Origin of the sequence: Flavobacterium longum (genome assembly GCF_965137575.1) — a bacterium.
Lineage (GTDB): Bacteria > Bacteroidota > Bacteroidia > Flavobacteriales > Flavobacteriaceae > Flavobacterium > Flavobacterium longum.
Genome location: NZ_CBCRZJ010000004.1, coordinates 226,484 through 241,169, shown reverse-complemented (window position 1 = coordinate 241,169; position 14,686 = coordinate 226,484). Strand labels below are relative to the sequence as shown.

Here is a 14,686-nt window from a genome sequence, read left to right as displayed (position 1 = left end):
CATTCAGCTCTTCACGAATTTCTTGCATACCTGTTTAGTGTCGGCGGTGATCTTCATAATGTAAACGCCGCGCGGAAGATTTTCGAGCCTAATGTGCGCACTGGTACCTGAGTGGACTTTTCTCCCTGTAATGTCCACTATTTCTACCTTTATACCGTCCAGTTGTTCCAAGCCGTGAATATGTACATCAGTTGTTGCGGGATTAGGGTAAAATGTGACTTGAGGATTTGTCCTATCGGGGCTTGACAGCAATTCGCACGTGACGTTTGTCGGGACATAGCGGTCTTGGGTCGTACCGTCACCCAGTTGGCCCTGAGCATTCAGGCCCCACGCCCATATACTGTTATCAGACTTCATGGCGAACGACGATAATGTACCCGCCGCAATTTTGACCCAATTGTTATCGACACCCACACGCATCGGCAAATTTTGAAAGTCCGTGTTCCCCAGGCCCAACTGCCCGTTCGCATTGCCGCCCCAAGACCACAATGATCCGTCCGATTTAAGGCCCAGGGTATGTTGGAAACCGGCACTAATCTGCACCCAGTTGTTTCCTGTGCCAACCTGTGTTGGAACATATATGTAAGGTGTTGAAACGCCGAGTCCGAGTTCACCGGAGTTGTTATTGCCCCATGACCACAGCGTAAGGTCGGAACGTAACGCGAGGCTATGTGCACCTCCCGCAGCCACGGCAATCCATGTCCCCGCATCGATTTGTTGAGGCGTGTTAGTCACCGTATTAACAGCTGAGCCATTGCCCAACTGGCCGTTACTATCTAATCCCCAAGCCCACAACGTACCGTTGTTTTGGATTCCGACGATGTGGTGCATTCCGGTGGCAATGGAAAGCCACGACGCAGTTCCAATTTGTGTAGGCACGCCAGCTGCATTGTAGTTTCCGGTTCCAAGTTCGCCTTCAGTATTGTCTCCCCAACCCCATAACGTACCGTCGGTTCTGATGGCATAACTTTGATTGCTTCCCGCTATGACCTGTTGCCAGTCCTGATTTGTCCCGATTTGCGTCGGAACGACCACGCTCGCTTCACCTACATCGCCTGTAGCTTGGCCATACTGATTTAATCCCCAGCCCCAAATCGTCCCATCCGACTTCAAGGCGATGATACAGTGGCGTTGCATGCTGACTGATAACCAGCCCGGTCCGCCGTCCGAAGGTGACGGATAGAGGGCATTTCCAGACTCTGCAGTGCCCAGCTGCCCGTTATCATCTAAGCCCCATGTCCAGATGGTACCATCTTGACGCAAACCAACCGCGCTGACTGTTCCGCCTTGGACGCCATCCCAGCATTGGCCGGCCAATACAGTCGCGTAAAGCATAAAAATTAAACCAATAGCCTTTTTCAAATCATTCTTTCCTCCACTTCTTCGTTTCCTCAAAAACATGCTCCAAGATTTTCGCATCCTGCTCCGTAAATTCTACATGACGGCGAGACATCACGATTCGTGCGGTTTCAAACGCCTTCTTGGTAATGTAAGTGGTAAAGCCCGACGCGCCGCCCCAGGAAAAACTCGGAATAAAGTTCCGTGGAAAGCCGCTGCCGAAAATGTTTGAACTCACACCCACGACCGTTCCCGTATTGAACATGGTGTTGATGCCGCACTTGCTGTGGTCACCCATCATCAGCCCGCAGAACTGCAAGCCTGTAGGTTCAAAGCCGCCGGTCTCGTAGCTCCAGAGTTTCACGGCTTCGTAATTATTCTTAAGATTGGAATTGTTCGAGTCTGCGCCGATATTGCACCATTCGCCGAGTACGGCATTGCCCAAAAAGCCGTCGTGGCCTTTGTTGGAATACCCGAACATCACAATATTGTTCACTTCGCCACCCACACGGCATTCAGGGCCAATGGTGGTAGCGCCATACACTTTCGTGGCGAGTTTCACCTGCGCGCCTTCGCACAAAGCAAACGGTCCGCGGATGACAGAACCTTCCATGATCTCCGCATTCTTCCCTATGTAAATCGGGCCGGTAGAGGCATTCAGCGTCACGAACTCCAGCTTCGCGCCTTCTTCTATAAAAATATTTTCAGGCGCTATGACATTGACGCTCTTCGGGATGGGTTGCGAATGACGACCGTCGGTAACCAAGTCAAAATCTTCGCGCAAAGCCGCATCGTTCTTGGCGAAAATGTCCCAAGTGTGCTCCACGGTCAAACAATCGTCCTCATATTCAACGATTTCATATTTGTCGAAATCAATTTCCTCCTGCGTGTCTTTAGTGTAAAATGCCACGACTTCTTCGCCTTTGAGGATAAACTGGTCTGGTTCGAGGTTCATCACCATTTCGGCCAGCACGTCGTTCGGAAGGAATTTCGCGTTGATCATGACGTTTTCGGCCATTTCAACCATCGGGAATTTCTCAGACAAGTATTCTTCGGTGAGCGTTGTCGTGGTTGTTCCCAGGTATTTTTCCCATTTCTCGCGAATGGTTAAAATCCCGATCCGGATATCGGCTACTGGGCGCGTGAACGTAAATGGCAGTAAGGCGTTGCGGACGGTGCCGTCAAAAAGGATGTAGTTCATTTGGTTTGTTTGAAGTTCAAAGTTTAACGTTCTAGGTTAAAACCCAAACTTTAGACTTTGACCCAAAAATACAAACTTCCCGCAAATAAAAAAGCCTCCCCAATCCGGAAGGCTTTTCTATAAATTGAACACCGCAAAGATTACTTGCCGTGTTTGGCGTATTTCGTTTTGAACTTGTCGATACGGCCTGCAGTATCGATGAGTTTGGATTTACCAGTGTAAAAAGGGTGCGAAGTCCTCGATATCTCGAGTTTCACGACCGGATATTCAACGCCTTCGTGGATGATTGTTTCTTTCGTGTCAGCGGTTGACTTGGTGATGAATACATCATCATTAGACATGTCTTTAAAAGCGACCAGTCTGTAATTTTCCGGATGGGTTCCTTTTTTCATCTTGCTTATTGTTTGAACTGCACTTTCTTTTGAAGCTTTCCTTGTGCGGAAAGGTATAAATCAAATACAGCCTTTGTTTAAAAACTATTTATATTCGAGCGTGCAAATTTACACCTATTTTTTAAAAAACAAACGGTTTGGCGCTTTTTTATTCACGATTTGTTTTCAGGGCATATAGGCGGAATTGCTATATTTGTATCGTTTAATTTAAAACGCAACATCATGAACGAAATGTCTACTCCGTCGGCCATGAAACCGGCCATGCAATTCGGAATCCTCTTTGGCGTCATTATGGTGCTGGAATTCATCATCGGATACAGCATGAACATTGACCCAGCCACCAACAAGACCTATGGCTTGGTCATCAACTTACTCAACTATCTTATCTTGCCCATTGCCCTGATTACGATGGCCTGCAACGGATTCAAAAAATCAAATGGCGGATTTGTTTCATTCGGGCAATGTCTGAAAATCGGCGTCATTATTTGCTTGATCGCCGGCTTGATTTACGCGATCTTCTTTACAGTCTTTACACTCATTTTCCCTGAATTCATCCCTGAACTAATGGAAAAAATGAAAACCGTGATGCTGGAACAGAATTCAGAAATGACCGATGAGCAACTCGATATGGCCATTTCAATGACCGAAAAATTCATGAATCCGGTCATTATGGTACCGGTGACGCTCCTGATGTTTGCGTTCATCGGCTTGATTTGGTCACTGATTATTGGCGCCGTTGTCAAGAAAGAAAGGCCGGTTAGCTTATAATTGATGAATATATCTGTTGTTATTCCGCTGCTTAACGAAGAAGAATCGTTGCAGGAATTGCATGACTGGATTGTTTCGGTCATGGACAAAGGCGGCTATTCGTATGAAATCATTTTCATAGACGATGGCAGTACCGACGATTCCTGGAAAATCATTGAACGGTTCGCGGCGCAAAACCCCAACGTAAAGGGCATCCACTTCCATACGAACTTTGGGAAATCGCAGGCTTTGCACGCCGGATTTGCCAAGGCGCAAGGCGATGTCATCATTACCATGGACGCCGATTTGCAGGACAACCCGGACGAAATCCCGGAATTGTTCGCACTGATAGACAGCGGAAAATTTGACCTCGTGTCTGGCTGGAAGAAAAAACGCTACGATGCTGTGGTGACCAAGAATCTGCCTTCGAAATTGTTCAACTGGGCGGCGCGGCGCACGTCTGGCGTAAAACTCCACGACTTTAATTGCGGCCTGAAAGCTTACCGGAAAGATGTGGTGAAACACATTGAGGTTTCGGGCGAAATGCACCGCTACATTCCGGTGTTGGCGAAAAATGCGGGCTACCATAAAATCGGGGAAAAAGTCGTGAAACACCAGGCGCGCAAATACGGCGAAACCAAATTTGGGATGGATCGTTTCATCAACGGCTTCCTGGATTTGATCACGATTTGGTTTCTGTCGCGGTTCGGGAAACGCCCGATGCACTTGTTCGGACTGCTGGGTTCGCTCATGTTCGTGATTGGCTTCGTGGCTGCAGGTTACATCGGGTTCATGAAATTGTACCGCTTGTACCACAAAATGCCTTACGATTTGGTGACCAACAACCCGTGGTTTTACATTTCGTTGGCCACCATGGTCATCGGGACGCAGTTCTTCCTGGCAGGTTTCCTGGGCGAAATCATCTTGCGCACCCGCAGCAATGCCGAACGGTATACGGTATCGAAAACCGTGAATTTTTGATTAACTTTAATGGGTTTCCCATGGCCCGCGTTAGCGATAGAAGCGGCATCCTTTTGTGAAAACCCCAAAGGTTTTCAAAACCTTTGGGGTTTACCAAAAGATACAGCGGATAGCGCGGCCGCAGGCAACGCCCAAAAAAACATAGAAATGCACATTGAACAACATATCCTCAACGCAGTAAACGAATGGCTTACACCTGCGTTTGACGCGCAAACCCAAGCGGCAGTCAAAGACATGATGACCTCGTCGCCGAAATTATTGGAAGAAAGTTTCTACAAAAATCTCGAATTCGGTACGGGCGGCATGCGCGGCATCATGGGCGTGGGCACGAACCGCATCAACAAATACACGTTAGGCAAGAACACGCAAGGCTTGTCTGACTATCTGAAAAAATCGTTTCCGGGGCAGGACTTGAAAGTGGTCATAGCGTATGACTGCCGCCACAATTCGAACACGTTGGCAAAAACCGTGGCCGATGTTTTTTCGGCCAACGGCATTAAGGTTTTTCTTTTCTCGGACATGCGCCCTACGCCGGAATTGAGTTTTGCCTTGAAATATTTGGGCTGCCAATGCGGCATCGTGCTCACAGCGTCGCACAACCCGCCCGAATACAACGGCTATAAAGTGTATTGGCAAGACGGTGGGCAATTGGTGCCGCCGCAAGACAAGGAAATCATCGGGGTCATTGAGTCGTTGCAGTACAGCGACATTAAATTCTCCGCAAATGAAGATTTAATCGAATATATTGACACGGCCGTAGATGAAGCGTTCATCGCGTCAACCGTGGATAACGCCTCGTTCAACACGCCACAAGCCGCAAAAGACCAGTTGGTGATTGCCTATACGTCTTTGCATGGCACATCGATCAAGATGATTCCGGCGGTGTTGGAGAAAGCAGGCTACAAAAACCTGCACATTGTGGCCGAACAAGCCACACCGAATGGCGATTTCCCAACCGTGGTTTCGCCAAATCCGGAAGAACCTGAAGCGCTTACGATGGCATTGGCATTGGCCGAAAAAGTCAACGCCGATATCGTCATTGGCACCGACCCGGACTCTGATCGTTTGGGCGTAGCCGTGCGCGACACCAACGGGAAATTGATCTTGCTCAACGGCAACCAAACCATGGTCGTGATGACGGAATTCCTGTTGCGCCAGTGGAAATTGGCAGGCAAACTCAACGGCAAACAATTCATCGGCTCTACGATTGTGTCCACGCCGATGATGCTCGAACTCGCTTCGGCTTATGGCGTAGATTGCAAAGTCGGGCTGACGGGTTTCAAATGGATCGCAAAATTCATCAAGGATTTCCCGGACATGCAGTTCATTGGCGGCGGCGAGGAAAGTTTCGGCTTTATGGTAGGCGATGCGGTGCGCGACAAAGACGCCGTGGGTGCCACATTGCTCGTGTGCGAGATTGCGGCGCAGGCCAAGGCCAAAGGCAGTTCGCTGTACAAGGAATTGTTGCAGATGTACGTGGATTATGGTTTTTACAAGGAATATCTGGTGTCGTTGACCAAAAAAGGCATTGAAGGCGCGCAGGAAATCAAGCAGATGATGAACGATTTGCGCAACAATCCGGTGGCCGAAGTGGCCAACGAGCGCGTCATCATGGTGGAAGATTACCAAGCGTCATCGGCGAAAAACTTGGTCACCGGCGAATTGGAAACGCTCAACGTGCCAAAGTCTGACGTGTTGATTTACTATACGGAAGACGGTAGCAAAATCGCGGCACGCCCAAGCGGCACAGAGCCAAAAATAAAATTCTATGCGAGTGTGAACGCGCAGATTGACAGCGTGGATGAAGTGCCCGCCGCCGAAGCTTACCTCGACCAGAAAATCAAGAACATCCTCACGGATATGAACATCATTTAATGAATCCGTACTTCAAGAAAATCATGCGGTTTGCGTCGCCGTACAAAAAGTACGCCTACCTGAACATTCTATTCAACGTGTTCTATGCGTTGTTCAGTACGTTGTCGTTCGTATCGTTGATGCCGATGATGGACGTGCTGTTCAAGCAGGAAACCAAAATTTACAAAGAGCCACAATACAACGGCATCTTCGAGATCAAGAAGTACGCAGGCGATTATCTCAATTATTATTTGACGATGACGACCGAGAACTATGGCATCAGCCGTACGCTGGGCATTTTGGTGGTAGGCATCATCACCGTCTTTTTGTTGAAGAATGCCTGCGATTATTTCGCGAATTTCTTTATTACGTTCCTGCGCAACGGTGTCATCAAGGATTTGCGCGATACGATGTACCAAAAAACCGTATCGTTGCCGTTGGCTTTTTATTCTGAGAAACGCAAAGGCGACACGATTGCGCGTTTGTCAAATGATGTCAACGAAGTGCAGGCGTCGTTCCTGTCTATCCTGGAATTGATCATCAAAGAACCGCTCACGATTGTCTTTACCATTGGCGCCATGTTCATGATTTCGGTGAAACTGACAGTGTTCGTCTTCATCTTCATCCCGATTTCGGGTTATATCATCTCACTCGTCGGGAAGCAACTCAAGAAAAAATCGACGCGCGCGCAACAGGAACAAGGCCATATCTTGTCCACAATTGAGGAAACCGTTGGCGGATTGAAGGTCATCAAAGGCTACAACGCCGAAAACCATTTCACCAGGATTTTCAGGAATTCGACCGCGCGGTATTTTAAACTGTCCAACAGCATCATCAACCGCCAGAATCTTGCGTCGCCACTGAGCGAAATCATGGGCATTTCGGTTATCGCGACGTTGCTCTGGTACGGCGGCCACATGGTTTTGGTGGAAGAATCATTGAAAGGCGGCGCGTTTATTACCTACATGGGATTGGCTTACAACATCTTGACGCCGGCAAAAGCCATTTCGAAAGCTTCGTACGGCGTCAAGAAAGGCAACGCCGCGGCCGAGCGCATCCTGGAAGTCCTTGAACAGGAAAACCCGATCACCGACAAGCCGGACGCCATCGAGAAACACACATTCGAGCAAAACATACAGATTTCGGGTGTCGATTTCAGCTACAATGACGAACGGAAAATCATCGAGAATTTAACGCTCGACATCCGCAAAGGCCAAACGGTGGCGCTTGTTGGGCAATCGGGCAGCGGAAAAAGCACCATCACGAATTTGCTCATGCGTTTTTATGATGTAGACGGCGGCAGCATTTCTATTGACGGGACCGACATCCGCGACCTAAAAATGGAATCGGTCCGCGGGCTGATGGGCTTGGTGACGCAGGCGAACATTTTGTTCAACGACACGATTAGAAACAACGTAGCCCTCGGCAATCCTGACGCGACAGACCAGGAAGTGATCGACGCGCTCAAAGTGGCCAACGCCTATGAATTCGTTGAAAAACTGCCCAACGGCATCCATACCAACGTGGGCGACAGCGGCGGATTGCTTTCCGGCGGCCAGCAACAACGTTTGAGCATTGCGCGCGCCGTCCTGAAAAACCCGCCGATCATGATCTTGGACGAAGCCACCTCATCACTCGATGCAGAAAGCGAACGTTACGTACAGCAAGCATTGGAGAACATGATGCAACACCGCACGTCGATCGTCATCGCGCACCGTTTGTCGACCATTCAAAAGGCAGACAAGATTGTCGTGATGCAACAAGGAAAAATCATCGAGCAAGGCACCCATGACGAACTGCTGGCCAAAGGCGGTGCGTACCAGAAATTGGTGGCGATGCAGTCGTTTGAGTAGCGGCGAGTTGTTAGTTTTTAGTTGATAGTTGCTAGATAATTATTCTAAAATTAAACATCTGACTCTTATTCAACTTTGTTTAAAAACTGACTTTTATATCAATGATTTTTCGAAACTGAAATATCACGGCTAGCTCGAACATCTAGCAACTAGCAACTAACAACTATCAACTATGTTTACGCATCATCCAAACATCAATCTCCCGCATCCGGACACCGTTGTTTGGAAATACCTCGATTTGTCGAAGTTCCTGGATTTGTTGTTGTCGCACAAGTTGTTCATGTCGCGGTCGGACAAGTTCGAAGACCAATACGAAGGCACGTTCAGTGAGCCTACTTTTGAAGAAATTAAAAAACTCTCGGCAGATAATCCAGAATTCCTCGCGTACTACAAAACGCACCGCGAGAAAGTGGCTGTGAGCAGTTGGCACATCAACGAATACGAGTCGTTTGCGATGTGGCAGATTTTTACCGCCAGCAGCGAAGGTTTGGCCATTCGTTCTACCGTAGGCCGGTTGCAGAAAGCCGTTGCGCCGGAGCAACATTTCCCGCAGTACATCGGCGAGGTGAATTACATCGACTACAAAAAAGAATACATCCCGTTTGACGACGCTTTCTTCCCGTTCCTGTTCAAGCGGAAAAGTTTCCAGTATGAGCGTGAAATCCGGATTATTACCGATGTGACGCCGCACGACATGACCTTAAACGACGGGCTGAAGATTGCCGTGGACATCCACCAACTCATCGACAAAATCTACATCCATCCGAAGTCTGAAAACTGGTACAAAAGATTGGTGATTGAACTCTTGAAAAGACTGGATTTCGATTTCGACATTGAAAAGTCAGACCTCGAAAGCGACATCCTGATTTAACTAAAATCCGTTTCGGTATTGGTCGATTACTGCGCTGGCTTTCGCCACATCGGCATCATCGATCCGCAAAGTAGCCGCATCGAAACCACTCGCAGCAACCAGTCCAGGTTCAATGCTTGACATGTGTTCGTTGACCAGAAACACGCGGATGCCCGCATTTTCCAGCAAGTTTTTGACATTGACGGCCTCTGAGATATCGCTGCTGAAAATATCAGTCATGACGGAAGAATTTTCGGTTGGAAGTGAAGCTTAAATCGGCTGGTAGGCCACGGCTTTCCACTCTTTTTCGCCCAAATCGACATAGCTGTAATGCACCAAGTCTTCTTTGTCGAACTCGCCGTTTTTGTTTGCGTCCTCGATGGTCCGGAAATACAAGCGGTCGCGTTGTTCCACCAATCTCCAGTCAATTAATTCCCACATATCGGGCGACAACTTTGTAAAGCGCTCGCCGGAAACAGTGCTGATGTATAAAGATTTGATGTCGGCGGCGTCAATCTTGCCGTCTTTGTTGGTGTCCATGTCGGAGAGCGTATACACCAAAAGTTGCGGTTTGCCTTTGTCCGCAAATGCCTTCAGATAGCTTGCGGATTGGATCAGGACAGGTTTGTCGGTCAAAACAGTCAGCGAATCTGAACCTTTCGCCTGGAACTTCATGTTGCGCAGGTAACCCGTGATCTCGAATTCCGAATAATTGGAAATCCGGTAACTCACATCACTGCTGGCCGAACTTCCCGAATCATACTTCTTGTCGTAAATGCGGATGTCGCCAATGGGATGGATCAGGTAATCCGTGCCCGTAATCTGAACCGGCAAATCGGCAATGGCCACCGAAGAAGAATCGGGCTTCGGCGTTTCCGTTTTCGCCTTGGCGGCCGAGTCATAAGTCACTTTCGGCTTTTCTTTTTCTTCTTTACAGGAAACCAACAGCACGGCAACGGCGAGCAGGAAGTATTTTTTCATAAGATTCCGGATTGTACGCCCAAAGATAATTAATTCCGTGTTTGAAGCTTACAGCCTTGCGGAAACTTTCACATTAAAAACGCGCGTGGTCATGTAGTTCGGAATGCCGTATTGGTTCTTCGTATAGACGTCGCGCACCCAAGTATTGGTGATGGCGTTCTGGTTGTTGAACAAGTTGAAAATCTCAAACCCGACAGACAAATCCTTGTAACGCTTAAGCCAATGGCCGTCCGGACGATTTTTGTTGTTTTCGGTCAAGACGTACATGAACCCGACATCGGCACGGCGGTAATCGCGAAGGCGCGTCTGGTAATCATACGGGTTGGCGTACGACGGCGAACCGCCCGGCAATCCGGTGTTGTACACCATGTTCAGATACAATTTCACGCCCGGAATATTCTTCATGTAGTCCTGAAACAAGACACCGAATTTGAGGCGTTGGTCCGTCGGGCGCGGAATGTAACCCTGCCCGGCGATGTTTTCCTCGGTCTTCATATAACCGAAACTGAACCACGATTCGGTGCCCGGAACAAACTCGCCGTTGAGGCGCAAATCCAGCCCATAGGCGTATGCTTTGGCGTCGTTGTCTGCACTGTAACGGATCCGGACGTTGTCGAGCGTATAGGTATTCACATCTGAAAGTGACTTGTAGTACGCTTCTGAAACCAACTTGAACCTGCGGTCGCCGAGCCATCTGAAGCTGTAATCATTGGCCGCGACGATATGGATGGATTGCTGCGCCTTGACATCCGGACGCACCACGCCCGAAGAATCACGCAACTCGCGGTAAGACGGCGGCTGGTGGTACATGCCGCCAGAAAGCCGGAACACCATGTCTTTTTCCCAATTGGGCTTGATGGCAAACTGGGCGCGCGGGCTGAAAACGGTCTGCATCTTTCCGTCGATGTTGTCTCCAGAAACGAGCCAACTGTGCGTGCGCACGCCTGCATTGAGCCAAATCGCATGGCCGTTCCAAGTGGCGCGCTTGTTCCATTGCACATATCCCGAATAACGGTCAACGTTTGCGAAATTCTTCGCACGGACATTTTGGTACGGTACGAGCGGCCCGGTGTACGGATTGTACGGCTGGTCGCGCGGCACGTCGATAATCGGCGGGTTGATCGAGAAACCAGCAGAATCAATTACTTCCCATTCTACGATACGGTCGCGGATGTCTTCGCGGGTGAATTTCACGCCCCATTCTATCTCAGCCTCGCGCTGTAGTTTATGGAAACCTTTCACTTCTGCATTGACGATCAGCGCATCCAAATCATTCCGGGCGTGGTTGAGTTGCGTGCCGATGCCTTGGTTGAAGCTGACATCGCCCACGGTTTCCGAACCGATGTTCTGATCGACTTCGCCCAGGAAATACGCCGCAAAAATGTCGAAATATTCCTGCTCCACGGTATGATAGCCCGATAGGATGAACTTGAACGTGTTGTTTTCATTCATTTCGAAAACCGATTTCGCTGCACCAAAAAACGTCGTATAGCGGTCTTTTTCCTGCCCTTCGTAAAACACCTGAAGTGCAATAGGTTCGTCTATCGTGCCGAAATTGGTCTGGCGTGTGAGCGGCTGGTAATCGTATTTGTTCTGGGAAATGTTGCCGAGGAAACTCCACTGCCAGCGCGTTGACGGCGTGTAGGTGATATTCGCCTGGAAATCCAGAAACCGCGGACGGAAATTCGTGGAGGTTTCCTGACTGTTCACCAAAAGACTGTTGTCGCGGTAACGGAAACCGGCAATACCGGTCCACTTCTGGTTCTTCGATACCAGGTCAACGGATGCGCTGCCACCGAGGAAACTCGCTTCGGCCGACGCCCCGAATTTGGTGGGCCTGCGGTACTGGATGTCAAGCACCGACGAGAGTTTATCACCGTATTTTGCTTGGAAACCGCCCGCCGAGAAATCAACATTCTGAACCAAATCGGTATTGGTGAAACTCAAACCTTCTTGTTGCCCGGACCGAATCAAAAACGGGCGATACACTTCAACTTCGTTGACATAAACGAGGTTTTCGTCATAGTTGCCGCCGCGCACGGAATAAGCTGTACTCAAATCACTGTTTGACGATGCGCCGGGCAAGGTCTTTATGATGTTTTCGACGCCGGAATTCGCCCCCGGGATTTTCCGGATGACTTCGGGCGCAATATCCACGATGCCTTCTACCCTTTTCCGCGTGCCGCGCGTTACCGTTACGCCGCCCAGTTGCTCGGCATCGGTCATGAAAAAGTTGTATTCGTAATCTTCGTTTGTTTTTAGGCTGATCGGCAACACGACTTTCTTGAGCACGCTGTGGGTAAAGACGATGTTCAATTCTTTGTTCGCGGGCACATTCAAGAGGTAAAAACCGTTCTCGTTGGTGGTTGTGGTCTTGTCTTCGCAAACCACCGTTACGCCCGGAACCGGCTGGTTGGTTTCATCGAGGATGATGCCTTTTACCCGCGCCGTTTGCGCCATAGCAGTAAAACACAACAGGAAAAAAAGGACGGAAGGGATTAGATTTTGGATTTTCAAAGAGTTCTATTTTAGTCAGAAGTTGGTCGCCAAGCCAATGGGCCAGACCACGAACGTTCTCTATTATTATTGGCTTCTGAAAAAGTGCGTTTCAAAGATAGCAGAATTTCCCACATTGTCAGAAACGACCACTTTTAATTCATTGCGCCCTTCAGCCACGATGCCATCCTTGAAATCGTGCGTGAGTTTGCCATTTTTGTAGTTGTATTCCATCAAGATCCATTTGCCGTTCAGATAGGCGTCGTATTTCTTGATGCCCGACAAATCGTCTCGGATAAATACATTCAGATACCGTTGTTTGCTGAGCCATTTGCCTTGGATGGATTTTGCGAGCGTGATCTTCGGGGCGGTCGTGTCTTTGGCCAACCCGAATTTTCCGAGTACTTTGACCCGTGTCTGGAATGCGCCGTCTTTGTATTTAGTATCATTGTAGGTTGCCCTGTCTCCATTATAGGTGGCGATAAACGTCTTCTCACGCAGGTCGGGCGAAACGGAATTATCCTTTTTATAAATCGTATACGCCGAATGCACAGGCACGTTTTTGTTCTTGATATTCAAAAATCCGCCGGCCACGTCGAAGTCCAGATAAAAATCCTCGTAGAATGTGCCGGCCGGGAATTCGAAAGAAAAATCGCCCTGTTCGTACCGATGGTCTTTCGCAACATCCAGGAAATACGGTGTTTTGTTGACCGCAGCAACCGATGTCGGCGCAGCATCGGCATACTCGATCGGGATGGAAATCGTGCTCTTATTCCCGTTGAAATCGCTGGCTTCGATGCGATACACATTGTCGATGTTCGGCTGGACATTCAAAAAACCTTTGTTGGCATCGGGTTTTACGAGGCTGAAATCGTATCTGTTCTTCATGAACAACCGCTGGATGCGTTGCGATGTGGCTTTGTATCGCGGATAATCGATCAAGGCATTGACGTACCGCGTTTCGTTGAAATGGAACGTCGTAAACGCATAACCAAACGAAGGTTGTCCGTTTAGAAAGGAATTCACCTGGAAAATCCCGTTCGGGTTGCCGGAATTGTCGTCAGCGTCATAGCCCGCGAAGCCGAAACCGATCTTGCCTTTCGCAAAGACTTTCTCGGCGATGTACGAACCGTCGGCCAACTTCTTTACATCGAGCATCGTGGGCAGGTTAGACTTGTTCGCCACAGCATTCTCGTCGATCGGATAGACCATCAAACTGGTGATGACCGGTTTTTTCGTGTCCGGGATTTCCGTGGTAAACCCAAAGAAATAGGGGTTGATGATGTTCTCGGTCTTGGCGTCGCGGATCTCGAAATGCAAATGCGGCCCTTCAGAACCGCCGGTATTCCCTGAAAGCGCGATGATTTGGCCTTTCTTTACGGGCAACTCGTCCGGTTTCGGGAAATACTCAAATTCAAAAACCTGATTCTTATACTGGTAATTTTTGATGTAATCGTAAATCGGGCCGGCAGCGTCCTGCAAATGCCCGTAGAGTGACGTATAACCGTTTGGGTGCGTGATGTAAATCGCCTTTCCGTAACCATAAGTAGAATACTTGATGCGCGACACGTACCCATCGGCGGCGGCATAGACGTTAAATCCTTCTTTTTGTTGCGTGCGGAAATCAAAACCCGCGTGGAAATGGTTGTTCCGCAATTCCCCGAAATTCCCGGCGAGTTGCAGCGGAATGTCGAGCGGGCGGCGGAAATAATCCTTCGGATAATTCTGGGCGAATAAGAAAATCGGGAATAAAAGGCTGATAAAAAATCTCATGGTGGCGTTTTATGCGAAAATAATCAAAGCTTTTGAAATGGGTGTTGCGGTATAACCGTCAAATTTGTGAAATTATTGCGCCAGAATGATTTTCATACCGCGAATTCACGAATTGGAAAGTAAATAGTTCGCGGATTCGCGGTGAACCAAAAATTTCCAAACAAAAGATTGGCTTGTTTGGATGAGAATACTAAATTTGTAACCTAAGTAATGACCGAAG

12 protein-coding genes are annotated in these 14,686 nt (G+C 48.7%); 5 read left to right on the top strand and 7 right to left on the bottom strand.

Translation table 11 applies throughout. The features are described 5' to 3' along the window. Positions 1-3 precede the first annotated feature (3 nt). The 3 genes from ACM9J1_RS09150 to ACM9J1_RS09140 all read right to left on the bottom strand — a co-directional run bounded on the left by ACM9J1_RS09150 (position 4) and on the right by ACM9J1_RS09140 (position 2,931). The gene (locus ACM9J1_RS09150; RefSeq protein WP_415581730.1) at positions 4-1,401 is read right to left on the bottom strand and encodes an RCC1 domain-containing protein; all 1,398 of its coding nucleotides are present in this window, start codon (positions 1,399-1,401) and stop codon (positions 4-6) included. Beyond that, positions 1,364-2,539, bottom strand: a complete 1,176-nt coding sequence (locus ACM9J1_RS09145; protein WP_415581729.1) for a GlmU family protein — start codon at positions 2,537-2,539, stop codon at positions 1,364-1,366. The genes ACM9J1_RS09150 and ACM9J1_RS09145 overlap by 38 nt, the downstream gene beginning before the upstream one ends. Positions 2,540-2,679: 140 nt before the next feature. Continuing rightward, the gene (locus ACM9J1_RS09140; protein WP_415581728.1) at positions 2,680-2,931 is read right to left on the bottom strand and encodes a type B 50S ribosomal protein L31; all 252 of its coding nucleotides are present in this window, start codon (positions 2,929-2,931) and stop codon (positions 2,680-2,682) included. A gap of 222 nt (positions 2,932-3,153) precedes the next feature. On the opposite strand from ACM9J1_RS09140, the gene ACM9J1_RS09135 reads away from it, so the two are divergent. The 5 genes from ACM9J1_RS09135 (at position 3,154) to ACM9J1_RS09115 (ending at position 9,237) form a co-directional block, all read left to right on the top strand. After that, positions 3,154-3,699: a DUF4199 domain-containing protein gene (locus ACM9J1_RS09135; RefSeq protein ID WP_415581727.1), complete on the top strand. Its 546-nt coding sequence runs from the start codon at positions 3,154-3,156 to the stop codon at positions 3,697-3,699. A 3-nt stretch (positions 3,700-3,702) separates the two neighbouring features. Then, the gene (locus ACM9J1_RS09130) at positions 3,703-4,659 is read left to right on the top strand and encodes a glycosyltransferase family 2 protein (protein WP_415581726.1); all 957 of its coding nucleotides are present in this window, start codon (positions 3,703-3,705) and stop codon (positions 4,657-4,659) included. Positions 4,660-4,806: 147 nt separating this feature from the next. Then, positions 4,807-6,534, top strand: a complete 1,728-nt coding sequence (locus ACM9J1_RS09125; protein WP_415581725.1) for a phospho-sugar mutase — start codon at positions 4,807-4,809, stop codon at positions 6,532-6,534. Then, positions 6,534-8,366: an ABC transporter ATP-binding protein gene (locus tag ACM9J1_RS09120; protein ID WP_415581724.1), complete on the top strand. Its 1,833-nt coding sequence runs from the start codon at positions 6,534-6,536 to the stop codon at positions 8,364-8,366. The genes ACM9J1_RS09125 and ACM9J1_RS09120 overlap by 1 nt, the downstream gene beginning before the upstream one ends. 172 nt (positions 8,367-8,538) lie before the next feature. Then, complete coding sequence (locus tag ACM9J1_RS09115) at positions 8,539-9,237, top strand: hypothetical protein (RefSeq protein ID WP_415581723.1); 699 nt, start codon at positions 8,539-8,541, stop codon at positions 9,235-9,237. On the opposite strand, the gene ACM9J1_RS09110 is transcribed toward ACM9J1_RS09115, so the two are convergent. The 4 genes from ACM9J1_RS09110 to ACM9J1_RS09095 all read right to left on the bottom strand — a co-directional run bounded on the left by ACM9J1_RS09110 (position 9,238) and on the right by ACM9J1_RS09095 (position 14,466). Continuing rightward, positions 9,238-9,456, bottom strand: a complete 219-nt coding sequence (locus tag ACM9J1_RS09110; protein WP_415581722.1) for a putative signal transducing protein — start codon at positions 9,454-9,456, stop codon at positions 9,238-9,240. Positions 9,457-9,486: 30 nt separating this feature from the next. Continuing rightward, positions 9,487-10,197, bottom strand: coding sequence for a hypothetical protein (locus tag ACM9J1_RS09105; RefSeq protein ID WP_415581721.1), 711 nt, complete (start codon positions 10,195-10,197; stop codon positions 9,487-9,489). Between the two features lie 48 nt (positions 10,198-10,245). Further along, positions 10,246-12,657, bottom strand: coding sequence for a TonB-dependent receptor (locus ACM9J1_RS09100; protein WP_415581818.1), 2,412 nt, complete (start codon positions 12,655-12,657; stop codon positions 10,246-10,248). A 123-nt stretch (positions 12,658-12,780) separates the two neighbouring features. Then, the gene (locus ACM9J1_RS09095) at positions 12,781-14,466 is read right to left on the bottom strand and encodes a M23 family metallopeptidase (protein ID WP_415581720.1); all 1,686 of its coding nucleotides are present in this window, start codon (positions 14,464-14,466) and stop codon (positions 12,781-12,783) included. Positions 14,467-14,686: the final 220 nt, after the last annotated feature.